This window comes from Streptomyces sp. NPDC058758 (assembly GCF_042746075.1).
Lineage (GTDB): Bacteria > Actinomycetota > Actinomycetes > Streptomycetales > Streptomycetaceae > Streptomyces.
Map to the genome: position 1 here is coordinate 134,267 of NZ_JBHYPS010000014.1, position 19,907 is coordinate 154,173.

At 68.6% G+C, this 19,907-nt stretch carries 32 protein-coding genes; 30 read left to right on the forward strand and 2 right to left on the reverse strand.

Annotated elements, in window-relative coordinates; translation table 11 throughout:
* The first annotated feature begins 1 nt into the window (after position 1).
* From rplD to truA, 29 genes are all read left to right on the forward strand, one after another.
* Positions 2 to 652: a 50S ribosomal protein L4 gene (gene rplD, locus ACFW6A_RS19130; RefSeq protein WP_351845842.1), complete on the forward strand. Its 651-nt coding sequence runs from the start codon at positions 2 to 4 to the stop codon at positions 650 to 652.
* Complete coding sequence (rplW, locus tag ACFW6A_RS19135) at positions 652 to 969, forward strand: 50S ribosomal protein L23 (RefSeq protein ID WP_030759382.1); 318 nt, start codon at positions 652 to 654, stop codon at positions 967 to 969. Before rplD ends, rplW begins: the two co-directional genes overlap by 1 nt.
* Before the next feature lie 39 nt (positions 970 to 1,008).
* Complete coding sequence (rplB, locus tag ACFW6A_RS19140; RefSeq protein WP_030494254.1) at positions 1,009 to 1,845, forward strand: 50S ribosomal protein L2; 837 nt, start codon at positions 1,009 to 1,011, stop codon at positions 1,843 to 1,845.
* A gap of 12 nt (positions 1,846 to 1,857) precedes the next feature.
* Positions 1,858 to 2,139, forward strand: a complete 282-nt coding sequence (gene rpsS / locus ACFW6A_RS19145) for a 30S ribosomal protein S19 (protein WP_043230274.1) — start codon at positions 1,858 to 1,860, stop codon at positions 2,137 to 2,139.
* Between the two features lie 44 nt (positions 2,140 to 2,183).
* Entirely contained in the window at positions 2,184 to 2,531 is a 348-nt protein-coding gene (rplV, locus tag ACFW6A_RS19150) for a 50S ribosomal protein L22 (RefSeq protein WP_030359020.1), read from the forward strand.
* On the forward strand, positions 2,531 to 3,361 hold the full coding sequence (rpsC, locus tag ACFW6A_RS19155) for a 30S ribosomal protein S3 (RefSeq protein ID WP_030494256.1): 831 nt from the start codon (positions 2,531 to 2,533) through the stop codon (positions 3,359 to 3,361). Before rplV ends, rpsC begins: the two co-directional genes overlap by 1 nt.
* A 5-nt stretch (positions 3,362 to 3,366) precedes the next feature.
* Positions 3,367 to 3,786 (forward strand): 50S ribosomal protein L16, encoded by a 420-nt coding sequence (rplP, locus tag ACFW6A_RS19160; protein WP_015035580.1) that lies wholly within the window; start codon positions 3,367 to 3,369, stop codon positions 3,784 to 3,786.
* Positions 3,786 to 4,010 carry a 50S ribosomal protein L29 gene (gene rpmC, locus ACFW6A_RS19165; RefSeq protein WP_030494258.1) on the forward strand — a complete coding sequence of 75 codons (225 nt, stop codon included), beginning with the start codon at positions 3,786 to 3,788 and terminating at the stop codon, positions 4,008 to 4,010. Before rplP ends, rpmC begins: the two co-directional genes overlap by 1 nt.
* Complete coding sequence (gene rpsQ, locus ACFW6A_RS19170) at positions 4,010 to 4,291, forward strand: 30S ribosomal protein S17 (RefSeq protein ID WP_024755411.1); 282 nt, start codon at positions 4,010 to 4,012, stop codon at positions 4,289 to 4,291. The genes rpmC and rpsQ overlap by 1 nt, the downstream gene beginning before the upstream one ends.
* 105 nt (positions 4,292 to 4,396) lie before the next feature.
* A complete protein-coding gene (gene rplN / locus ACFW6A_RS19175; protein ID WP_003956455.1) occupies positions 4,397 to 4,765 on the forward strand; it encodes a 50S ribosomal protein L14 in 369 nt (122 codons plus the stop codon).
* A 2-nt stretch (positions 4,766 to 4,767) separates the two neighbouring features.
* Complete coding sequence (gene rplX / locus ACFW6A_RS19180) at positions 4,768 to 5,079, forward strand: 50S ribosomal protein L24 (protein ID WP_030759367.1); 312 nt, start codon at positions 4,768 to 4,770, stop codon at positions 5,077 to 5,079.
* Positions 5,076 to 5,633, forward strand: coding sequence for a 50S ribosomal protein L5 (gene rplE, locus ACFW6A_RS19185; RefSeq protein WP_106979021.1), 558 nt, complete (start codon positions 5,076 to 5,078; stop codon positions 5,631 to 5,633). Before rplX ends, rplE begins: the two co-directional genes overlap by 4 nt.
* Positions 5,634 to 5,638: 5 nt before the next feature.
* On the forward strand, positions 5,639 to 5,824 hold the full coding sequence (locus ACFW6A_RS19190; RefSeq protein ID WP_003956452.1) for a type Z 30S ribosomal protein S14: 186 nt from the start codon (positions 5,639 to 5,641) through the stop codon (positions 5,822 to 5,824).
* Between the two features lie 223 nt (positions 5,825 to 6,047).
* The gene (gene rpsH / locus ACFW6A_RS19195; protein WP_030759363.1) at positions 6,048 to 6,446 is read left to right on the forward strand and encodes a 30S ribosomal protein S8; all 399 of its coding nucleotides are present in this window, start codon (positions 6,048 to 6,050) and stop codon (positions 6,444 to 6,446) included.
* Between the two features lie 20 nt (positions 6,447 to 6,466).
* On the forward strand, positions 6,467 to 7,006 hold the full coding sequence (gene rplF, locus ACFW6A_RS19200; RefSeq protein ID WP_351845835.1) for a 50S ribosomal protein L6: 540 nt from the start codon (positions 6,467 to 6,469) through the stop codon (positions 7,004 to 7,006).
* Positions 7,007 to 7,009: 3 nt separating this feature from the next.
* Positions 7,010 to 7,393 carry a 50S ribosomal protein L18 gene (gene rplR / locus ACFW6A_RS19205; RefSeq protein ID WP_030759358.1) on the forward strand — a complete coding sequence of 128 codons (384 nt, stop codon included), beginning with the start codon at positions 7,010 to 7,012 and terminating at the stop codon, positions 7,391 to 7,393.
* 45 nt (positions 7,394 to 7,438) lie between these two features.
* A complete protein-coding gene (gene rpsE, locus ACFW6A_RS19210; protein WP_030201551.1) occupies positions 7,439 to 8,044 on the forward strand; it encodes a 30S ribosomal protein S5 in 606 nt (201 codons plus the stop codon).
* Positions 8,044 to 8,226 (forward strand): 50S ribosomal protein L30, encoded by a 183-nt coding sequence (gene rpmD / locus ACFW6A_RS19215; RefSeq protein ID WP_005313525.1) that lies wholly within the window; start codon positions 8,044 to 8,046, stop codon positions 8,224 to 8,226. Before rpsE ends, rpmD begins: the two co-directional genes overlap by 1 nt.
* 2 nt (positions 8,227 to 8,228) lie before the next feature.
* Positions 8,229 to 8,684 (forward strand): 50S ribosomal protein L15, encoded by a 456-nt coding sequence (gene rplO, locus ACFW6A_RS19220; RefSeq protein ID WP_030494264.1) that lies wholly within the window; start codon positions 8,229 to 8,231, stop codon positions 8,682 to 8,684.
* Between the two features lie 215 nt (positions 8,685 to 8,899).
* On the forward strand, positions 8,900 to 10,219 hold the full coding sequence (secY, locus tag ACFW6A_RS19225; protein WP_351845830.1) for a preprotein translocase subunit SecY: 1,320 nt from the start codon (positions 8,900 to 8,902) through the stop codon (positions 10,217 to 10,219).
* Positions 10,219 to 10,866 carry an adenylate kinase gene (locus ACFW6A_RS19230; protein ID WP_351845828.1) on the forward strand — a complete coding sequence of 216 codons (648 nt, stop codon included), beginning with the start codon at positions 10,219 to 10,221 and terminating at the stop codon, positions 10,864 to 10,866. Before secY ends, ACFW6A_RS19230 begins: the two co-directional genes overlap by 1 nt.
* 97 nt (positions 10,867 to 10,963) lie before the next feature.
* Positions 10,964 to 11,815, forward strand: a complete 852-nt coding sequence (gene map / locus ACFW6A_RS19235) for a type I methionyl aminopeptidase (protein ID WP_351845825.1) — start codon at positions 10,964 to 10,966, stop codon at positions 11,813 to 11,815.
* A gap of 190 nt (positions 11,816 to 12,005) precedes the next feature.
* The gene (infA, locus tag ACFW6A_RS19240; protein WP_003956442.1) at positions 12,006 to 12,227 is read left to right on the forward strand and encodes a translation initiation factor IF-1; all 222 of its coding nucleotides are present in this window, start codon (positions 12,006 to 12,008) and stop codon (positions 12,225 to 12,227) included.
* A 63-nt stretch (positions 12,228 to 12,290) separates the two neighbouring features.
* A complete protein-coding gene (rpmJ, locus tag ACFW6A_RS19245) occupies positions 12,291 to 12,404 on the forward strand; it encodes a 50S ribosomal protein L36 (protein ID WP_003956441.1) in 114 nt (37 codons plus the stop codon).
* Between the two features lie 190 nt (positions 12,405 to 12,594).
* Positions 12,595 to 12,975, forward strand: coding sequence for a 30S ribosomal protein S13 (gene rpsM, locus ACFW6A_RS19250; RefSeq protein WP_015035595.1), 381 nt, complete (start codon positions 12,595 to 12,597; stop codon positions 12,973 to 12,975).
* 66 nt (positions 12,976 to 13,041) lie between these two features.
* Entirely contained in the window at positions 13,042 to 13,446 is a 405-nt protein-coding gene (rpsK, locus tag ACFW6A_RS19255) for a 30S ribosomal protein S11 (RefSeq protein WP_003956432.1), read from the forward strand.
* 138 nt (positions 13,447 to 13,584) lie between these two features.
* Positions 13,585 to 14,607, forward strand: coding sequence for a DNA-directed RNA polymerase subunit alpha (locus ACFW6A_RS19260; protein ID WP_004946635.1), 1,023 nt, complete (start codon positions 13,585 to 13,587; stop codon positions 14,605 to 14,607).
* Positions 14,608 to 14,775: 168 nt separating this feature from the next.
* Positions 14,776 to 15,246, forward strand: coding sequence for a 50S ribosomal protein L17 (gene rplQ / locus ACFW6A_RS19265; protein ID WP_351845821.1), 471 nt, complete (start codon positions 14,776 to 14,778; stop codon positions 15,244 to 15,246).
* A gap of 83 nt (positions 15,247 to 15,329) precedes the next feature.
* A complete protein-coding gene (gene truA, locus ACFW6A_RS19270; RefSeq protein WP_351845818.1) occupies positions 15,330 to 16,187 on the forward strand; it encodes a tRNA pseudouridine(38-40) synthase TruA in 858 nt (285 codons plus the stop codon).
* Between the two features lie 13 nt (positions 16,188 to 16,200).
* Here the strand turns inward: truA and ACFW6A_RS19275 are convergent, their stop codons facing one another.
* Entirely contained in the window at positions 16,201 to 17,208 is a 1,008-nt protein-coding gene (locus ACFW6A_RS19275; protein WP_386476215.1) for a hypothetical protein, read from the reverse strand.
* Between the two features lie 56 nt (positions 17,209 to 17,264).
* Here ACFW6A_RS19275 and ACFW6A_RS19280 point away from each other — a divergent pair, with 56 nt between their 5' ends.
* Positions 17,265 to 18,887 carry an ATP-binding cassette domain-containing protein gene (locus tag ACFW6A_RS19280; protein ID WP_351845813.1) on the forward strand — a complete coding sequence of 541 codons (1,623 nt, stop codon included), beginning with the start codon at positions 17,265 to 17,267 and terminating at the stop codon, positions 18,885 to 18,887.
* 39 nt (positions 18,888 to 18,926) lie between these two features.
* Here the strand turns inward: ACFW6A_RS19280 and ACFW6A_RS19285 are convergent, their stop codons facing one another.
* Positions 18,927 to 19,865, reverse strand: a complete 939-nt coding sequence (locus ACFW6A_RS19285; RefSeq protein WP_351845810.1) for an NADP-dependent oxidoreductase — start codon at positions 19,863 to 19,865, stop codon at positions 18,927 to 18,929.
* Between the last annotated feature and the right edge of the window lie 42 nt (positions 19,866 to 19,907).

The window sequence follows — 19,907 nt, forward strand, 5'->3', positions numbered from 1 at the left end:
TATGAGCACCATTGACATTCTGTCGCCCTCCGGCGACAAGACCGGGACCGTCGAGCTCCCGGCCGAGATCTTCGACGCCAAGGTCAGCGTCCCGCTGATCCACCAGGTCGTCGTCGCGCAGCTTGCGGCTGCCCGCCAGGGCACCCACAAGACCAAGACGCGTGGCGAGGTCCGCGGTGGTGGCAAGAAGCCGTACCGCCAGAAGGGCACCGGCCGCGCCCGTCAGGGTTCGACCCGCGCCCCGCAGTTCGCCGGTGGTGGCGTCGTGCACGGTCCCGTGCCGCGTGACTACTCGCAGCGGACCCCGAAGAAGATGAAGGCCGCCGCCCTCCGCGGTGCCCTCTCCGACCGGGCGAACCACTCCCGCATCCACGTCGTCACCGGCGTGGTCGAGGGTGGCATCTCCACCAAGGCCGCCAAGACGCTGTTCGGCAAGATCTCGGAGCGCAAGAACCTGCTCCTGGTCGCCGAGCGCTCCGACGAGGCCGCGTGGCTGTCCGCCCGCAACCTGCCCCAGGTGCACATCCTGGAGCCGGGCCAGCTGAACACGTACGACGTGATGCGATCCGACGACGTGGTCTTCACCCAGGCCGCCCTCGAGTCCTTCGTGTCTGGCCCCAAGGCCGACGACAACGAGGGGAACGAAGCCTGATGGCCGAGATCACCAGCAAGACCTTCACGGACCCGCGCGACGTCCTCGTCAAGCCGGTTGTCTCCGAGAAGAGCTACGCCCTGCTCGACGAGAACAAGTACACGTTCATCGTCGCGCCCGGCTCCAACAAGACCCAGATCAAGCAGGCCGTCGAGGCGGTCTTCTCGGTCAAGGTCACCGGGGTCAACACGATCAACCGCCAGGGCAAGCGCAAGCGCACCCGCACCGGTTTCGGCAAGCGCGCCAACACCAAGCGCGCCATCGTGACCCTTGCTGAGGGCAACCGAATCGACATCTTCGGCGGCCCGACCGCCTGACGGCGGTCGAGTCGTCCGATATCGGACGAGGACTGAGAAATGGGTATCCGCAAGTACAAGCCGACTACGCCGGGCCGTCGTGGCTCCTCCGTAGCCGACTTCGTCGAGATCACGCGGTCCACGCCGGAGAAGTCGCTGGTCCGCCCCCTGCACAGCAAGGGCGGCCGTAACAACACCGGTCGTGTGACCGTCCGTCACCAGGGCGGTGGCCACAAGCGTGCCTACCGCGTGATCGACTTCCGTCGTCACGACAAGGACGGCGTGCCGGCCAAGGTCGCTCACATCGAGTACGACCCCAACCGCACCGCGCGCATCGCGCTGCTCCACTACGCGGACGGCGAGAAGCGCTACATCATCGCTCCCAAGGGCCTGACGCAGGGCGACCGCGTCGAGAACGGCCCGGGCGCGGACATCAAGCCCGGCAACAACCTGGCCCTCCGCAACATCCCGGTCGGTACCACGATCCACGCGATCGAGCTCCGTCCCGGCGGCGGCGCCAAGTTCGCCCGCTCCGCGGGTGCCTCCGTGCAGCTGCTGGCGAAGGAGGGCACGATGGCCCACCTCCGCATGCCGTCCGGCGAGATCCGTCTGGTCGACGCCCGCTGCCGCGCCACCATCGGCGAGGTCGGCAACGCCGAGCAGTCGAACATCAACTGGGGCAAGGCCGGCCGCAAGCGCTGGCTGGGCGTCCGCCCGACCGTTCGCGGTGTGGCGATGAACCCGGTTGACCACCCGCACGGTGGTGGTGAGGGCAAGACCTCCGGTGGTCGTCACCCGGTCTCCCCGTGGGGTCAGAAGGAGGGTCGTACTCGTTCGCCGAAGAAGGCTTCGAACAAGTACATCGTCCGCCGCCGCAAGACGAACAAGAAGCGCTAGGAGCGGGTTTAGATGCCGCGCAGTCTCAAGAAGGGACCCTTCGTCGACGGCCACCTCATCAAGAAGGTGGACGCTCAGAACGAGGCCGGTACCAAGAACGTCATCAAGACCTGGTCCCGTCGCTCCATGATCATCCCGGCGATGCTCGGGCACACGATCGCGGTGCACAACGGCAAGACCCACGTCCCGGTGTTCGTCACCGAGTCGATGGTCGGTCACAAGCTCGGCGAGTTCTCGCCGACGCGTACCTTCCGGGGCCACGTCAAGGACGACCGGAAGTCGAAGCGCCGCTAGTAGCGGATCGCATTCAGACACGTAAGTAACTGAGAGGGACAACCATGGAAGCCAGGGCCCAGGCGCGGTACATCCGCGTCACGCCCATGAAGGCCCGCCGCGTGGTGGACCTGATCCGTGGCATGGACGCCACGGAGGCTCAGGCTGTTCTGCGATTCGCTCCGCAGGCAGCCTCCGTGCCGGTCGGCAAGGTGCTCGACAGCGCCATTGCCAACGCCGCGCACAACTACGACCACACGGACGCCTCCTCGCTGTTCATCAGCGAGGCGTTCGTCGACGAGGGTCCGACCCTGAAGCGGTTCCGTCCGCGCGCCCAGGGCCGTGCCTACCGGATCCGCAAGCGGACCAGCCACATCACCGTGGTCGTCAGCAGCAAGGAAGGAACCCGGTAATGGGCCAGAAGGTTAACCCGCATGGGTTCCGGCTCGGCATCACCACGGACTTCAAGTCCCGCTGGTACGCCGACAAGCTGTACAAGGACTACGTCAAGGAAGACGTCGCCATCCGCCGGATGCTGACGTCCGGCATGGAGCGCGCCGGCATCTCCAAGGTCGAGATCGAGCGCACCCGCGACCGCGTCCGCGTGGACATCCACACCGCTCGCCCGGGCATCGTCATCGGCCGCCGCGGCGCCGAGGCCGACAAGATCCGCGGCCAGCTGGAGAAGCTGACCGGCAAGCAGGTCCAGCTGAACATCCTCGAGGTCAAGAACCCCGAGGTCGACGCTCAGCTCGTGGCCCAGGCCGTCGCCGAGCAGCTCTCCTCCCGCGTCTCCTTCCGTCGGGCCATGCGCAAGAGCATGCAGTCCGCCATGAAGGCTGGCGCCAAGGGCATCAAGATCCAGTGCGGTGGCCGTCTCGGCGGCGCCGAGATGTCCCGCTCGGAGTTCTACCGCGAGGGCCGTGTGCCGCTGCACACGCTGCGCGCGAACGTCGAGTACGGCTTCTTCGAGGCCAAGACGACCTTCGGCCGCATCGGCGTGAAGGTCTGGATCTACAAGGGCGACGTCAAGAACATCGCCGAGGTCCGCGCCGAGAACGCTGCTGCCCGTGCGGGCAACCGCCCGGCCCGTGGCGGCGCTGACCGTCCGGCCGGCCGCGGTGGCCGCGGTGGCGAGCGTGGCGGTCGCGGTCGCAAGCCGCAGTCGGCTCCCGCTGCCGAGGCCCCCAAGGCCGAGGCCGCCGCCGCTCCGGCTGCTGAGAGCACCGGAACGGAGGCCTGACCGACATGCTGATCCCCCGTAGGGTCAAGCACCGCAAGCAGCACCACCCCAAGCGCTCGGGCATGAGCAAGGGTGGCACGCAGGTCGCGTTCGGCGAGTACGGCATTCAGGCCCTCACGCCGGCGTACGTGACCAACCGTCAGATCGAGGCCGCGCGTATCGCGATGACCCGCCACATCAAGCGTGGCGGCAAGGTCTGGATCAACATCTACCCGGACCGCCCGCTCACGAAGAAGCCTGCCGAGACCCGCATGGGTTCCGGTAAGGGTTCTCCGGAGTGGTGGATCGCGAACGTCAAGCCCGGTCGGGTGATGTTCGAGCTGTCCTACCCGAACGAGAAGATCGCGCGTGAGGCTCTGACTCGTGCGGCTCACAAGCTGCCGATGAAGTGCAAGATCGTTAAGCGCGAGGCAGGTGAGCTGTGATGTCGGCCGGTACCAAGGCGTCCGAGCTGCGCGAGCTGGGCAACGAGGAGCTTGTCGCCAAGCTCCGCGAGGCCAAGGAAGAGCTGTTCAACCTCCGCTTCCAGGCGGCGACGGGTCAGCTCGAGAACCACGGCCGTCTCCGGGCGGTCCGTAAGGACATCGCCCGTATCTACACCCTCATGCGAGAGCGTGAGCTCGGCATTGAGACGGTGGAGAACGCCTGATGAGCGAGAGCAACGTGACTGAGAAGACCGAGCGCAACGCTCGCAAGGTCCGCGAGGGCCTGGTCGTCAGCGACAAGATGGACAAGACCGTCGTCGTCGCCGTCGAGGACCGCGTCAAGCACGCGCTGTACGGCAAGGTCATCCGCCGTACGAACAAGCTCAAGGCTCACGACGAGCAGAACGCTGCCGGCATCGGCGACCGCGTCCTCCTGATGGAGACCCGGAAGCTGTCGTCGACGAAGCACTGGCGCGTCGTCGAGATCCTCGAGAAGGCCAAGTAATCCCTCCTAGGGGGACCCCCTAGGAACAGTTCCGCCAGGCTCGGTGGGGACCGCTGATCGACCAGCGGCCCCCGCCGGGAACCGGCAGACAATCAGGAGATAGACGTGATCCAGCAGGAGTCGCGACTTCGCGTCGCCGACAACACTGGTGCCAAGGAGATCCTTTGCATCCGTGTTCTCGGTGGCTCGGGTCGCCGCTACGCGGGCATCGGTGACGTCATCGTCGCCACCGTCAAGGACGCGATCCCCGGTGGCAACGTGAAGAAGGGTGACGTCGTCAAGGCGGTCATCGTTCGCACCGTCAAGGAGCGCCGCCGCCAGGACGGCTCGTACATCCGCTTCGACGAGAACGCCGCTGTCATTCTCAAGAACGACGGCGACCCTCGTGGCACCCGTATCTTCGGCCCGGTCGGCCGTGAGCTGCGCGAGAAGAAGTTCATGAAGATCATCTCGCTCGCGCCGGAGGTGCTGTAAGCATGAAGATCAAGAAGGGCGACCTGGTCCAGGTCATCACCGGTAAGGACAAGGGCAAGCAGGGCAAGGTCATCGCGGCCTACCCCGCCGAGTCCCGCGTTCTCGTCGAGGGTGTCAACCGGGTCAAGAAGCACACGAAGGCCGGCCCCAACCAGGCCGGCGGCATCGTGACCACCGAGGCGCCGGTCCACGTCTCCAACGTCCAGCTGGTCGTGGAGAAGGACGGCAAGAAGGTCGTCACGCGTGTCGGTTTCCGCTTCGACGACGAGGGCAACAAGATCCGCGTTGCCAAGCGGACGGGTGAGGACATCTGATGGCTACCACCACTCCGCGTCTCAAGACGAAGTACCGCGAGGAGATCGCGGGCAAGCTGCGTGACGAGTTCAAGTACGAGAACGTCATGCAGATCCCCGGCCTCGTGAAGATCGTGGTCAACATGGGTGTCGGCGACGCCGCCCGTGACTCGAAGCTGATCGAGGGCGCGATCCGCGACCTCACCACGATCACCGGTCAGAAGCCGGCCGTCACCAAGGCCCGCAAGTCCATCGCGCAGTTCAAGCTGCGCGAGGGCCAGCCGATCGGTGCCCACGTCACGCTCCGTGGCGACCGCATGTGGGAGTTCCTGGACCGCACCCTGTCGCTCGCGCTGCCGCGCATCCGCGACTTCCGCGGCCTGTCCCCGAAGCAGTTCGACGGCCGCGGCAACTACACCTTCGGTCTCACGGAGCAGGTCATGTTCCACGAGATCGACCAGGACAAGATCGACCGCACCCGGGGTATGGACATCACCGTGGTCACCACGGCGACCAACGACGACGAGGGCCGTGCGCTTCTCCGTCACCTCGGCTTCCCGTTCAAGGAGGCGTAAGCGAGATGGCGAAGAAGGCTCTCATCGCGAAGGCTGCCCGCAAGCCCAAGTTCGGTGTGCGTGCGTACACGCGCTGCCAGCGCTGCGGCCGCCCCCACTCCGTGTACCGCAAGTTCGGCCTCTGCCGCGTGTGCCTTCGTGAGATGGCTCACCGTGGCGAGCTGCCGGGCGTGACCAAGAGCTCCTGGTAATTCCCCTTCGCCCTTTGGGCGTTGGTGAATGACCGGAGTCTCTCGGTAGGCATTGGGTTGGCGGACTCCCGTCCCCGCATGGCTTAGGCTAGTGGGGTTGGGCGTCCGCCGCCCTTACGACTTACTACGCCGTAGGTCCACCGCACCGCACCCGCCCCGTCTCGGATCGGGGAGAGGGATGGTGCACCAGGAAACCCCGGCGAGAGAGGCCGAAGGCCAATTCATGACCATGACTGATCCGATCGCAGACATGCTCACGCGTCTGCGTAACGCGAACTCGGCGTACCACGACACCGTGACGATGCCGCACAGCAAGATCAAGTCGCACATCGCGGAAATCCTCCAGCAGGAGGGCTTCATCACCGGCTGGAAGGTCGAGGACGCCGAGGTCGGCAAGAACCTCGTCGTCGACCTGAAGTTCGGTCCGAACCGTGAGCGCTCCATCGCGGGCATCAAGCGGATCTCGAAGCCGGGCCTCCGGGTTTACGCGAAGTCCACCAACCTGCCGAAGGTCCTCGGCGGCCTGGGCGTGGCGATCATCTCCACGTCCCACGGTCTCCTGACCGGCCAGCAGGCGCAGAAGAAGGGCGTGGGTGGGGAAGTCCTCGCCTACGTCTGGTAGTCGGGAACGGAGGAATAGCAATGTCGCGAATCGGCAAGCTCCCCATCACGGTTCCCGCCGGCGTGGACGTCACCATCGAGGGCCGCACGGTCACCGTCAAGGGCTCGAAGGGCTCGCTGACGCACACCGTCGCCGCGCCGATCGAGATCGTTAAGGGCGAGGACGGCGTTCTCAACGTCACCCGTCCGAACGACGAGCGTCAGAACAAGGCCCTCCACGGCCTGTCCCGCACGCTGGTGGCCAACATGATCACCGGTGTGACCCAGGGGTACGTCAAGGCGCTCGAGATCAGCGGTGTCGGTTACCGCGTGGCCGCGAAGGGCTCCGGCCTGGAGTTCCAGCTCGGCTACAGCCACCCGATCCTGGTGGAGGCCCCCGAGGGCATCTCCTTCAAGGTCGAGTCGCCGACCAAGTTCTCGGTCGAGGGCATCGACAAGCAGAAGGTCGGCGAGGTCGCCGCGAACATCCGCAAGCTGCGGAAGCCTGACCCGTACAAGGCCAAGGGTGTCAAGTACGCGGGCGAGGTCATCCGCCGCAAGGTCGGAAAGGCTGGTAAGTAAGCCATGGCATACGGTGTCAAGATCGCCAAGGGCGACGCTTACAAGCGCGCCGCGAAGGCGCGCCGTCACCTGCGCATCCGTAAGAACGTGTCGGGTACGGCGGAGCGTCCGCGCCTCGTCGTGACGCGCTCGAACCGCGGTATCACCGCGCAGGTCATCGACGACCTCAAGGGTCACACCGTCGCGTCGGCGTCCCACCTGGACGCTTCGATCCGCGGTGGCGAGGGCTCCAAGTCCTCGCAGGCCCAGCAGGTCGGCGCCCTGGTCGCCGAGCGCGCCAAGGCCGCCGGTGTCGAGGCCGTCGTGTTCGACCGTGGTGGCAACAGGTACGCCGGGCGCATTGCCGCTCTGGCTGACGCCGCCCGCGAAGCCGGGCTGAAGTTCTAAGCCCCGGTTCCGGGACTAACGGACGTAACAGAGAGAGGTATTCCAATGGCTGGACCCCAGCGCCGCGGCAGCGGTGCCGGTGGCGGCGAGCGGCGGGACCGGAAGGGCCGCGACGGTGGCGCTGCCGCCGCCGAGAAGACCGCGTACGTTGAGCGCGTAGTCGCGATCAACCGCGTCGCCAAGGTTGTCAAGGGTGGTCGTCGCTTCAGCTTCACCGCGCTGGTCGTGGTGGGCGACGGTGACGGCACCGTGGGTGTCGGTTACGGCAAGGCCAAGGAGGTGCCGGCCGCCATCGCCAAGGGTGTGGAGGAGGCCAAGAAGCACTTCTTCAAGGTCCCCCGTATCCAGGGCACCATCCCGCACCCGATCCAGGGCGAGAAGGCCGCGGGCGTCGTCCTGCTCAAGCCGGCTTCCCCCGGTACCGGTGTGATCGCCGGTGGCCCGGTGCGCGCCGTCCTCGAGTGCGCCGGCGTTCACGACATCCTGTCGAAGTCGCTCGGCTCCGACAACGCGATCAACATCGTGCACGCGACCGTGGAGGCCCTCAAGGGCCTGCAGCGTCCCGAGGAGATCGCGGCCCGCCGCGGTCTGCCGCTCGAGGACGTCGCCCCCGCGGCTCTGCTTCGTGCGCGTGCGGGAGCGGGTGCGTAATGGCTCGCCTCAAGATCACGCAGACGAAGTCGTACATCGGCAGCAAGCAGAACCACCGCGACACGCTGCGTTCGCTCGGGCTCAAGCGCCTGAACGACGTGGTCGTCAAGGAGGACCGCCCCGAGTTCCGCGGAATGGTGCACACCGTCCGCCACCTCGTGACGGTTGAGGAGGTCGACTGATCATGGCGGAGAACAACCCGCTCAAGATCCACAACCTCCGTCCCGCCCCGGGCGCCAAGACCGCCAAGACCCGTGTGGGTCGTGGTGAGGCGTCGAAGGGTAAGACGGCCGGTCGTGGTACCAAGGGCACCAAGGCCCGCTACCAGGTTCCGGAGCGCTTCGAGGGTGGCCAGATGCCCCTCCACATGCGTCTCCCGAAGCTCAAGGGCTTCAAGAACCCGTTCCGCACCGAGTACCAGGTCGTGAACCTGGACAAGCTGGCCGCGCTCTACCCGCAGGGTGGCGAGGTCACGGTGGCCGACCTGGTCGCCAAGGGTGCGGTTCGTAAGAACCAGCTCGTCAAGGTGCTCGGCACCGGCGAGGTCTCCGTGGCGCTGCAGGTGACGGTCGACGCCGTCTCCGGCTCCGCCAAGGAGAAGATCGCCGCCGCCGGCGGCACCGTCACCGAGCTCGTCTGAGACGACTCGATGGCCTGAACATCCGACCGGGGATGCCTCTCAAAAGGGGCATCCCCGGTTGGTCGTTCCTAGGGGGGCATGGTCGCCGGTAAGGTGGCGTGCACCGTCCATGCTCATGCGGTATAGACCGCGGAGCCGGGACCGATCCAATCAGTCCTTATCGAATCTCAAGACCGTCACCTCTGACGCATAGCGCGGGGGTCGCAGGAGGCACCGTGCTCACCGGCTTCGCCCGGGCGTTCAAGACGCCCGACCTGCGCAAGAAGCTGCTCTTCACGCTGGCGATCATCGTGCTGTACCGCCTCGGGGCCCACATCCCGGTCCCCGGTGTCAGCTACGAGGCCGTCCAGATGTGCGTGGACCAGGCGCGCGAAGGCAACAACAGCCTGTTCGGCCTGGTGAACATGTTCAGTGGCGGCGCACTGCTGCAGATCACCATCTTCGCGCTCGGCATCATGCCGTACATCACGGCGAGCATCATCCTGCAGCTGCTCACCGTCGTGATTCCGCGCCTGGAAGCCCTCAAGAAGGAGGGCCAGAGCGGCACCGCGAAGATCACGCAGTACACCCGCTACCTGACGATCGCGCTGGCGATCCTCCAGGGCACGGGTCTGGTGGCCACCGCCAAGAGCGGTGCCCTCTTCAGCGGCTGCAGCGTCGCGAACCAGGTCGTCCCGGACCCCACGATCTTCACCATCGCCGTCATGGTCATCACCATGACCGCGGGCACCGCGGTCGTCATGTGGCTCGGTGAGCTCATCACCGACCGCGGCATCGGCAACGGCATGTCGATCCTGATGTTCATCTCGATCGCCGCCGGCTTCCCGGGCGCCCTGTGGGCCATCAAGGAGAGCGGCAAGCTCGCCCAGGGCTGGATCGAGTTCGGCACCGTCATCCTCATCGGCTTCGTGATGGTGGCCCTCGTCGTCTTCGTCGAGCAGGCCCAGCGCCGCATCCCGGTGCAGTACGCGAAGCGCATGATCGGCCGCAGGTCGTACGGCGGTACGTCCACTTACATCCCGCTGAAGGTGAACCAGGCGGGTGTGATTCCTGTCATCTTCGCGTCGTCGCTGCTCTACATCCCGGCCCTGATCGCGCAGTTCTCCAACTCCACCGCGGGCTGGAAGACCTGGATCGAAGCCCACTTCGTCAAGGGTGACCACCCCTACTACATCGCGACGTACTTCCTCCTGATCGTGTTCTTCGCCTTCTTCTACGTGGCGATCTCGTTCAACCCCGAGGAAGTCGCCGACAACATGAAGAAGTATGGTGGCTTCATCCCGGGTATCCGGGCTGGTCGACCTACTGCCGAGTACCTGAGCTACGTGCTCAACCGGATCACTTGGCCGGGCTCGCTGTACTTGGGTCTGATCGCTCTTGTGCCGACGATGGCGTTGGCAGGCTTCGGCGGTGCCAATGCCAACTTCCCCTTCGGCGGGACGAGCATCCTGATCATCGTGGGTGTGGGGCTGGAGACCGTGAAGCAGATCGAGAGCCAGCTCCAGCAGCGCAATTACGAAGGGTTCCTCCGCTGATGCGAATCGTCCTCGTCGGACCGCCCGGGGCCGGCAAGGGAACGCAGGCCGCGTTCCTCGCCAAGAACCTGGACATCCCGCACATCTCCACCGGCGACCTGTTCCGTGCCAACATCTCGCAGGGCACGGCGCTGGGCCTGGAGGCGAAGGGTTACATGGACCGGGGCGAGCTCGTCCCGGACGAGGTGACCATCGGGATGGCCAAGGACCGCATGGAGCAGGCGGACGCCGCCAACGGCTTCCTGCTCGACGGGTTCCCGCGCAACGTGGCTCAGGCCGAGGCCCTGGATGTCGTGCTCAAGGCCGACGACATGCAGCTGGACGCGGTCCTGGACCTGGAGGTCCCCGAGGACGAGGTCGTGAAGCGGATCGCGGGTCGCCGCATCTGCCGCAACGACTCCTCGCACGTCTTCCACGTCGAGTACAACGCCCCCAAGACCGAGGGCGTCTGCGACACCTGCGGTGGCGAGCTCTACCAGCGCGCGGACGACTCCGAGGAGACCGTCCGCACCCGCCTGGAGGTCTACCACACGCAGACCGAGCCGATCATCGACTACTACCGGGCGCAGAACCTGGTCGTGACGATCTCGGCGCTCGGCAAGGTGGACGAGGTCACGGCGCGCGCGATGGACGCGCTGAAGAAGTAACCCCACGCTCACGCGGTACGGCCGCGGTGCCCCGGACGGGCGCCGCGGCCGTATCGTTGTTCTGTCCCCTCCCGCGCAAGGAAAGGCCCCCGTCACGATGGTGCAGATCAAGACCCCCGAGCAGATCGCGAAGATGCGCGAGGCGGGGCTGGTCGTCGCCGCCATCCACGCGGCGACCCGCGAGGCGGCCGTGCCGGGCGCCACGACGAAGGACCTGGACGAGGTCGCGCGCAAGGTGATCGCCGACCACGGGGCGAAGTCGAACTTCCTCGGGTACGGCGGCTTCCCCGCGACCATCTGCACCTCGGTCAACGAGGTCGTCGTCCACGGCATCCCCGACGAGAAGACCGTCCTCAAGGACGGCGACATCATCTCGATCGACGCCGGGGCGATCGTCGACGGCTGGCACGGCGACGCCGCGTACACCGCCTTCGTCGGCACCGGTCACGCCCCGGAGCTGATCGAGCTCTCCCGGGTGACCGAGGAGTCGATGTGGGCCGGCATCGCCGCGATGCGGGTGGGCGCGCGCCTGGTCGACATCTCGAAGGCGATCGAGTCGTACATCAAGCGCCAGCCGCGGCCCGCCGTCGGCGACCACAGCCTCGGCAGGTACGGCATCGTCGAGGACTACGGCGGCCACGGCATCGGCACCGAGATGCACATGGACCCGCACCTCCTGAACTACGTCTCCCGCAAGCGCGGCAAGGGCCCGAAGCTGGTCCCCGGCTTCTGCCTGGCCATCGAGCCCATGGTCTCCCTCGGCACCCCGCACACGGAGGTCCTGGAGGACGACTGGACGGTCGTCTCCACCGACGGCACCTGGTCCTCCCACTGGGAGCACAGCGTCGCCCTCACCGAGGCCGGCCCCCTGGTCCTCACCGCCGTCGACGGCGGCAGGGCGAAGCTGGCGGAGCTGGGCGTGACGGCGGCCCCGGACCCGCTGGCGTAGTCCCCGCGCCGGATCCTCCGGCGCGATCCGCCCCGAGAAGGGCGGAGTAACGATCTTCTGCGTGGGGCAGATTCCTCGGATTCGTCTTTTCGAGGGGCCTGGCGTAGACTGATGCGTCGGCTCTCGTGTACCCGTGTGTCCGCACCGGGGAGTGAGAGTCGATCAAGGTAGCCGATTCGAAGGGCGAAGCGTGGCCAAGAAGCAAGGTGCCATCGAGATCGAGGGCACCGTGATCGAGTCCCTGCCGAACGCCATGTTCAAGGTGGAGCTCCAGAACGGTCACAAGGTCCTCGCGCACATCTCCGGCAAGATGCGTATGCACTACATCCGCATCCTCCCGGACGACCGGGTCGTCGTGGAGCTCTCTCCGTACGACCTGACGCGTGGCCGGATCGTCTACCGGTACAAGTAGATCTTGCCCGCACCCCGCCTCCGCGCGCGGGTGGTGGCACTGACCCGGAGAACCTCACATCCCATGAAGGTCAAGCCGAGCGTCAAGAAGATCTGCGACAAGTGCAAGGTGATCCGCCGTCACGGCCGGGTCATGGTCATCTGCGACAACCTGCGCCACAAGCAGCGCCAGGGCTGACGCACGCCGACCGACCTGCAACTTCGCAGTTCTTCGCGCGACGCATAGCAACACGTACATACGCAGAGCCCGTCCGACCGCCCCGCGCGGTTGACGGCACCTCCGGCGGGGGCCGGGGACCCGACCTGTACCTCATACGGCAGCCGGGAACGGTTCTGCAGCAGACCCCCGAGAACACAGGAGCCATTGAATGGCACGCGTTTCCGGTGTTGACATCCCGCGCGAAAAGCGTGTGGTGGTCGCACTCACCTACGTCTTCGGCATCGGGCGTACCCGGTCCGAGGAGATTCTCGCCGCGACCGGCGTGAACCCGTCCACCCGTGTCCGCGACCTTGCCGAGGAAGACCTCGTCAAGATCCGCGAGTACGTGGACGCCAACCTCCAGACCGAGGGTGACCTCCGTCGCGAGATCGCCGCCGACATCCGCCGCAAGGTCGAGATCGGCTGCTACCAGGGCCTGCGCCACCGTCGTGGCCTGCCCGTCCGCGGCCAGCGCACCAGCACGAACGCTCGTACCCGCAAGGGCCCGCGTCGCGCCATCGCCGGCAAGAAGAAGCCGGGCAAGAAGTAGTCCTCAGCGGACGCTTGACCAAGCGGTCTTCGCTGTAGGACCGACCACCTCCCGTAGGAGTAAGAGATGCCCCCCAAGGGTCGTCAGGGCGCTGCCAAGAAGGTGCGCCGCAAGGAAAAGAAGAACGTCGCTCACGGCCACGCGCACATCAAGAGCACGTTCAACAACACGATCGTCTCGATCACCGACCCCTCGGGCAACGTGATCTCCTGGGCCTCCGCCGGCCACGTCGGCTTCAAGGGCTCGCGCAAGTCCACCCCCTTCGCCGCGCAGATGGCCGCCGAGTCGGCCGCCCGCCGCGCGCAGGAGCACGGCATGCGCAAGGTCGACGTCTTCGTCAAGGGTCCCGGCTCCGGCCGTGAGACCGCGATCCGCTCCCTCCAGGCCACCGGCCTCGAGGTCGGCTCGATCCAGGACGTCACCCCCACGCCGCACAACGGCTGCCGTCCCCCCAAGCGCCGCCGCGTCTGACGCGTCGCCTGCTTGACCCGGGCTTTCGGGCGGTGCGTCCCCTTCCGGGGGCGTGCCGCCCGTACCCTTGCAGTACGCAGTACCGCAAGACCCCCGTCGGGCGTCAAATAGTGGGCGTCCACGAATGAAGGAACACACATGCTTATCGCTCAGCGTCCGTCGCTGACCGAAGAGGTCGTCGACGAGTTCCGCTCCCGGTTCGTGATCGAGCCGCTGGAGCCGGGCTTCGGCTACACCCTCGGCAACAGCCTCCGCCGTACCCTCCTCTCCTCGATCCCGGGTGCCGCCGTCACCAGCATCCGCATCGACGGCGTCCTGCACGAGTTCACCACCGTGCCGGGCGTCAAGGAGGACGTCACCGACCTCATCCTCAACATCAAGCAGCTGGTCGTCTCCTCGGAGCACGACGAGCCGGTCGTGATGTACCTGCGCAAGCAGGGCCCGGGTCTGGTCACCGCCGCCGACATCGCGCCCCCGGCCGGTGTCGAGGTGCACAACCCCGACCTCGTCCTGGCGACCCTGAACGCCAAGGGCAAGCTGGAGATGGAGCTGACCGTCGAGCGCGGTCGCGGCTACGTCTCCGCCGTCCAGAACAAGCAGGTCGGCCAGGAGATCGGCCGCATCCCGGTCGACTCCATCTACTCGCCGGTCCTCAAGGTCACCTACAAGGTCGAGGCGACCCGAGTCGAGCAGCGCACCGACTTCGACAAGCTCATCGTCGATGTCGAGACCAAGCAGGCCATGCGCCCGCGCGACGCCATGGCGTCCGCCGGCAAGACCCTGGTCGAGCTGTTCGGTCTCGCCCGCGAGCTGAACATCGACGCCGAGGGCATCGACATGGGCCCGTCCCCGACGGACGCCGCCCTCGCCGCCGACCTGGCGCTGCCGATCGAGGAGCTGGAGCTCACGGTCCGCTCCTACAACTGCCTCAAGCGCGAGGGCATCCACTCCGTGGGTGAGCTCGTGGCGCGCTCCGAGGCCGACCTGCTCGACATCCGCAACTTCGGTGCGAAGTCGATCGACGAGGTCAAGGCGAAGCTGGCCGGCATGGGCCTCGCGCTCAAGGACAGCCCGCCCGGATTCGACCCGACCGCCGCGGCCGACGCCTTCGGCGCCGACGACGACGCGGACGCCGGGTTCGTCGAGACCGAGCAGTACTGAGAGCTCGGGCCTCACGGTCCGTACCCGGGCGCGGGAGCGCTGTGCTTGATCGCGCAGTTCCCCGCGCCCCCTCCGGAGCGCAAGCTCCGGTCTCCGACAGGTAACCGCCTGCTCGGATACTGACACCGGTACCTCATACGGCCGGTGCAGATCACAAGGAGAAACACCATGCCGCGTCCCGCGAAGGGTGCCCGCCTCGGCGGTTCCGCCGCTCACGAGAAGCTGCTGCTCGCCAACCTGGCGAAGTCGCTGTTCGAGCACGGCCGCATCACGACGACCGAGGCCAAGGCCCGCCGTCTGCGTCCCGTCGCCGAGCGCCTGATCACCAAGGCGAAGAAGGGCGACATCCACAACCGTCGCCTGGTGCTGCAGACGATCACCGACAAGGGCATCGTCCACACCCTCTTCACCGAGATCGCCCCGCGCTACTCGGAGCGTCCGGGTGGTTACACCCGCATCACCAAGATCGGCAACCGTCGTGGCGACAACGCCCCGATGGCCGTGATCGAGCTCGTCGAGGGCGAGATCGCCAAGAAGGCGACCGTCGCCGAGGCCGAGGCCGCCACCAAGCGCGCCGTCAAGGAGGCCGACGAGGCCGCCGCCGCCCCGGCGACCGAGGACGAGGCGAAGGACGCGTAAGCGTTCTTCCGACGTTTCTCACGGAACGGGCCCGTACCCCCTGGGGTGCGGGCCCGTTCCCGTGCGTCTGAGAGGATTTCCCGGTGAGCGATGACGTGCAGCCCGGCTTCGTACGGGTACGGCTGGACCTTTCCTACGACGGCCGGGACTTCTCCGGGTGGGCCAAGCAGGCCCGCGGGCAGCGGACCGTGCAGGGCGAGATCGAGGACGCCCTGAAGACCGTGACGCGGTCCCCGGAGACGTACGAGCTGACCGTCGCCGGCCGGACCGACGCGGGGGTGCACGCGCGCGGGCAGGTCGCCCACGTGGACCTGCCGGCGGAGCTGTGGGAGGAGCACCGCGAGAAGCTGCTGCGGCGGCTCGCGGGGCGGCTCGCGCACGACGTGCGGGTGTGGAGCGTCGCCGAGGCCCCCGAGGGGTTCAACGCCCGCTTCTCGGCGGTCTGGCGGCGGTACGCGTACCGGGTCACCGACCACCCCGGCGGCGTCGACCCGCTGCTGCGCGGGCACGTGCTGTGGCACGACTGGACGCTCGACGTGGACGCCATGAACGAGGCCGCCGCCGCGCTCGTCGGCGAGCACGACTTCGCCGCGTACTGCAAGAAGCGCGAGGGCGCGACGACCATCCGCACCCTCCAGGAGCTGCGCTGGGAGCGGCGGCCCGACGGCGTCCTGGAGGCCACGGTCAAGGCCGACGCCTTCTGCCACAACATGGTCCGCTCGCTGGTCGGCGCGCTGCTCTTCGTCGGCGACGGGCACCGGCCGGTCGAGTGGCCGGGCAAGGTGCTGGCCGCCGGCGTGCGGGACTCCGCCGTCCACGTCGTACGGCCGCACGGCCTCACCCTCGAAGAGGTCGGCTACCCGGCCGACGACCGGCTGGCCGCGCGCAGCCGGGAGGCCCGCAACAAGCGGACCCTGCCCGGCGCCGCCGGCTGCTGCTGAGGCTTCCGGGCGGCTACTGCGGCGGGGCCGAGGCGGCGGCCGCCGCCTTCGCCTGGCTCTTGCCGCGGGCGTAGATCTGGTTGAAGACGAAGGCGGCGAGGTCGTCGCTGGCCTGGAAGACCGGCTTGTCCGCGGTGGTGACCTTCCTGCCGCTGGTGAAGCCGGCCTGGGTGAAGTAGGCGTAGCGGCCGACCGAGTTGGCGCGGCGCAGGCAGACGGTGGCGTGGCAGAAGGTGCCGACGCCCTTGCCGGAGAGCGTCGCGATGCCGCCGGTGGCCTGCTTCTTCGCCGCGAGGGCCGCCTTCTCGGAGGGGAAGACGGCCACGCCGACGGTGATGGCCACGCCGTCCTTCACGTAGGTGGCGCGCAGCACGCGCTCGCAGCCGTTCTTCTGCAGGACCGAGCCGAGCCCGCCCGTGGTGACCGAGGCGCAGTTCTTCGCCGCGGAGATCGCGCCCTTCTTGTAGGGGCGGCCGTACATGGTGAGCTTAGTGCCGGGGTAGAGCCCCTCGGCGGTCAGCGGCGCCTTGTCCTTCTTCGGGTCGGAGATGTAGTCCTTCGGGTCCGGCGGGGGCGGCGGGGCCACGGAGGAGAAGGTCGGCGCGGGGGTGGGGGAGACCGTCGCGGTGGCCGTGCCCGTGGGGGTCGGGGTGCCGTTCTTGGCCTCGTCGTTCTTCTTGTTCGTGGCCACGACGGCGGTCGCGACGACCGCGCCCACGACGAGCGTGGCGACGACCCCGCCCGCGATCACCAGCCTGCGCCTGCGGCGGTTCCCGGCCGCGGAGGCGTCCGCGAGGGCGCTCCAGTCAGGGGTGCCGCCGCCCTGGGGCTGCTGCGGCCACTGCTGCTGCCCGTGGCCCGGGTGCGGCTGCTGCTGCCCGTACGGTCCCTGCTGCGGCGGATACCCGTACCCCGGCTGCTGCCCCTGTCCCTGCTGCGGCGGATACCCGTAGCCCGGCTGCCCCTGCCCCTGCCCCTGCTGCTGCGGCTCCTGCGGCCACTGCGGTCCCCCAAAGCTCATGCGCCGCATCCTAAACCGGTTGGGCCGGGGCGACGCGGGCGGCGACAATGCATCCCATGGGACACGTCGAGGCCGCGCATCTGGAGTACTACCTTCCCGACGGGAGGGTCCTGCTCGGGGACGCCTCCTTCCGGGTGGGAGAGGGCGCGGTCGTCGCGCTCGTCGGGGCCAACGGCGCCGGCAAGACCACCCTCCTGCGGATGATCGCGGGAGACCTCCAGCCGCACGGCGGCTCCGTCACCGTCAGCGGCGGGCTCGGCGTGATGCCGCAGTTCATCGGCTCTGTGCGGGACGAGTCGACCGTCCGCGACCTGCTCGTCTCCGTCGCGCACCCGCGGATCCGGGAGGCGGCGAAGGCCGTCGACGCGGCCGAGCACCTGATCATGACCGTCGACGACGAGGCCGCGCAGATGGCGTACGCGCAGGCCCTCGCCGACTGGGCCGAGGTGCAGGGCTACGAGGCCGAGACGCTGTGGGACATCTGCACCACGGCCGCGCTCGGCATGCCGTACGACAAGGCGCAGTTCCGCCAGGTGCGGACGCTCTCCGGCGGCGAGCAGAAGCGGCTCGTCCTGGAGTCGCTGCTGCGCGGCACCGACGAGGTGCTGCTCCTCGACGAGCCGGACAACTACCTGGACGTGCCCGGCAAGCGGTGGCTGGAGGAGCGGCTGCGGGAGACCCGCAAGACCGTGCTCTTCATCTCCCACGACCGGGAGCTGCTCTCCCGGGCCGCGCAGAAGATCATCGCGGTGGAGCCCGGCGCGGCCGGCTCCGACGTGTGGGTGCACGGCGGCGGCTTCGACACCTTCCACGAGGCCCGGCGGGAGCGGTTCGCCCGCTTCGAGGAGCTGAAGCGGCGCTGGGAGGAGAAGCACGCGCAGCTGAAGAAGCTCGTCGTCAACCTGCGGCAGGCGGCCGCGGTCAGCCACGAGATGGCGTCCCGGTACGCCGCCGCGCAGACCCGGCTGCGGAAGTTCGAGGAGGCCGGCCCGCCGCCGGAGCCGCCGCGCGAGCAGGACATCCGGATGCGGCTGCGCGGCGGCCGGACCGGCGTGCGGGCCGTGACCTGCGAGAACCTCGAACTGACCGGCCTGATGAAGCCCTTCTCCCTGGAGATCTTCTACGGCGAGCGGGTCGGCGTCCTCGGCTCGAACGGCTCCGGCAAGTCCCACTTCCTGCGGCTGCTCGCGGGCGACCCGTCGGTGGCCCACACGGGCACGTGGAAGCTGGGCGCGCGGGTCGTCCCCGGGCACTTCGCCCAGACCCACGCCCACCCCGAGCTCGCCGGCCGCCCGCTCGTCGACATCCTGTGGACCGAGCACGCCAAGGACCGGGGCGCGGCGATGTCGATGCTGCGGCGCTACGAGCTGGAGCGGCAGGGCGACCAGTCCTTCGACAAGCTCTCCGGCGGCCAGCAGGCCCGCTTCCAGATCCTCCTCCTGGAGCTGGCCGGCACCACGGCCCTGCTCCTGGACGAGCCCACGGACAACCTGGACCTGGAGTCCGCCGAGGCCCTCCAGGACGGTCTGGAGTCCTACGAGGGCACGGTCCTCGCCGTCACCCACGACCGCTGGTTCGCCAAGAGCTTCGACCGCTACCTGGTCTTCGGTTCCGACGGCGTCGTGCGCGAGTCCACGGAGCCGGTGTGGGACGAGCGGCGGGTGGAGCGGGCGCGCTGACGCCGGACGCCCGGCGGGGGAGCGCCGCCGCCGGGGGTTCTACGGGAGCAGGACCAGGAGGCCCCTGAGACCGCCCTCGGCCAAGCGGTGGTGGGCCTTCGCCGCCTCCTCCAGGGGGAGGGCCTCCGCCACGCGGGGGGTGAGGACGCCCGCCTCGGCCAGGGAGGCCAGACGGGCCAGGGCGGTCGCGTCGGCGCGGACCCAGACCTGGGCGACCCGGATGCCGCGCAGCGGGTACGGGGCTCCGCCCGCGACCAGCGCGGCGAAGGCGCCGCCCGTCCGGACCGCGTCCAGGGCCGTCGCGCCCAGGACGGCGGCGTCGAGCGCGCCCGCCACGCCGCCGGGGACCAGGGCGCGGACCTCCGTGCCGAGCCGGCCGGGGCCGGCGGGGACGAAGCGGGCGGCGCCCAGCTCCCGTACGAGCGGCTCGTCCGCGGGGCGGGCCGTCGCCACCACCCGCAGTCCGCGCGCGGCGGCCAGCTGCACCGCGTACCCGCCGACCGCGCCGGCCGCGCCCGTGACCAGCAGCGTCTCCCCTCCGGGCAGGGCCAGCGCGTCGAGCGCCTGGAGGGCGGTGAGCCCCGCCAGCGGGAGGGTCGCGGCGGCCACCGGGTCGAGCCCCGCCGGGGCCGGCGCCACCGCGTGGGCGTCCAGCACCACGTGCTCGGCCTGGGTGCCGAGGGGCACGTCGAGCCGGTCGTTCATGCCGATGACCCGGTCGCCGGGGCGGACCGCGGTGACGCCGGAGCCGGTCTCCTCGACCACCCCCGCCACGTCCCAGCCGAGGCCGGTGCGGGCCCCGCCGCCCATCAGCCCGGCCCCGGCGAGCCCGCCGGAACGGGTGGCCAGGTCCACCGGGTGGACGGTCGCGGCCTCCACCCGGACGCGGACCTGCCCGGGACCGGCCGCGGGGACGGGCACCTCGGCGATCCGCAGGACCTCGGGGCCGCCGAAGGAGTCGAAGACGAGCGCGCGCATGGGCCGGACCTTCCGTGGAGGACGTGGGTGACCGTTCCCCAC

Coding starts and splice junctions, on each gene's coding strand:
- rplX (WP_030759367.1), top strand. CDS start 4,768: ATGAAGATCAAGAAGGGCGACCTGGTCCAGGTCATCACCGGTAAGGAC.
- rplR (WP_030759358.1), top strand. CDS start 7,010: ATGGCATACGGTGTCAAGATCGCCAAGGGCGACGCTTACAAGCGCGCC.
- ACFW6A_RS19230 (WP_351845828.1), top strand. CDS start 10,219: ATGCGAATCGTCCTCGTCGGACCGCCCGGGGCCGGCAAGGGAACGCAG.
- rpsC (WP_030494256.1), top strand. CDS start 2,531: ATGGGCCAGAAGGTTAACCCGCATGGGTTCCGGCTCGGCATCACCACG.
- rplW (WP_030759382.1), top strand. CDS start 652: ATGGCCGAGATCACCAGCAAGACCTTCACGGACCCGCGCGACGTCCTC.
- ACFW6A_RS19280 (WP_351845813.1), top strand. CDS start 17,265: ATGGGACACGTCGAGGCCGCGCATCTGGAGTACTACCTTCCCGACGGG.
- rplB (WP_030494254.1), top strand. CDS start 1,009: ATGGGTATCCGCAAGTACAAGCCGACTACGCCGGGCCGTCGTGGCTCC.
- ACFW6A_RS19285 (WP_351845810.1), bottom strand. CDS start 19,865: ATGCGCGCGCTCGTCTTCGACTCCTTCGGCGGCCCCGAGGTCCTGCGG.
- rpsS (WP_043230274.1), top strand. CDS start 1,858: ATGCCGCGCAGTCTCAAGAAGGGACCCTTCGTCGACGGCCACCTCATC.
- rpmC (WP_030494258.1), top strand. CDS start 3,786: ATGTCGGCCGGTACCAAGGCGTCCGAGCTGCGCGAGCTGGGCAACGAG.
- rpsH (WP_030759363.1), top strand. CDS start 6,048: ATGACCATGACTGATCCGATCGCAGACATGCTCACGCGTCTGCGTAAC.
- rplV (WP_030359020.1), top strand. CDS start 2,184: ATGGAAGCCAGGGCCCAGGCGCGGTACATCCGCGTCACGCCCATGAAG.
- map (WP_351845825.1), top strand. CDS start 10,964: ATGGTGCAGATCAAGACCCCCGAGCAGATCGCGAAGATGCGCGAGGCG.
- rpsQ (WP_024755411.1), top strand. CDS start 4,010: ATGAGCGAGAGCAACGTGACTGAGAAGACCGAGCGCAACGCTCGCAAG.
- ACFW6A_RS19260 (WP_004946635.1), top strand. CDS start 13,585: ATGCTTATCGCTCAGCGTCCGTCGCTGACCGAAGAGGTCGTCGACGAG.
- rpmJ (WP_003956441.1), top strand. CDS start 12,291: ATGAAGGTCAAGCCGAGCGTCAAGAAGATCTGCGACAAGTGCAAGGTG.
- rpsK (WP_003956432.1), top strand. CDS start 13,042: ATGCCCCCCAAGGGTCGTCAGGGCGCTGCCAAGAAGGTGCGCCGCAAG.
- rplD (WP_351845842.1), top strand. CDS start 2: ATGAGCACCATTGACATTCTGTCGCCCTCCGGCGACAAGACCGGGACC.
- ACFW6A_RS19275 (WP_386476215.1), bottom strand. CDS start 17,208: ATGAGCTTTGGGGGACCGCAGTGGCCGCAGGAGCCGCAGCAGCAGGGG.
- rplO (WP_030494264.1), top strand. CDS start 8,229: ATGGCGGAGAACAACCCGCTCAAGATCCACAACCTCCGTCCCGCCCCG.
- rplF (WP_351845835.1), top strand. CDS start 6,467: ATGTCGCGAATCGGCAAGCTCCCCATCACGGTTCCCGCCGGCGTGGAC.
- rplQ (WP_351845821.1), top strand. CDS start 14,776: ATGCCGCGTCCCGCGAAGGGTGCCCGCCTCGGCGGTTCCGCCGCTCAC.
- rplP (WP_015035580.1), top strand. CDS start 3,367: ATGCTGATCCCCCGTAGGGTCAAGCACCGCAAGCAGCACCACCCCAAG.
- rpmD (WP_005313525.1), top strand. CDS start 8,044: ATGGCTCGCCTCAAGATCACGCAGACGAAGTCGTACATCGGCAGCAAG.
- rpsE (WP_030201551.1), top strand. CDS start 7,439: ATGGCTGGACCCCAGCGCCGCGGCAGCGGTGCCGGTGGCGGCGAGCGG.
- rpsM (WP_015035595.1), top strand. CDS start 12,595: ATGGCACGCGTTTCCGGTGTTGACATCCCGCGCGAAAAGCGTGTGGTG.
- ACFW6A_RS19190 (WP_003956452.1), top strand. CDS start 5,639: ATGGCGAAGAAGGCTCTCATCGCGAAGGCTGCCCGCAAGCCCAAGTTC.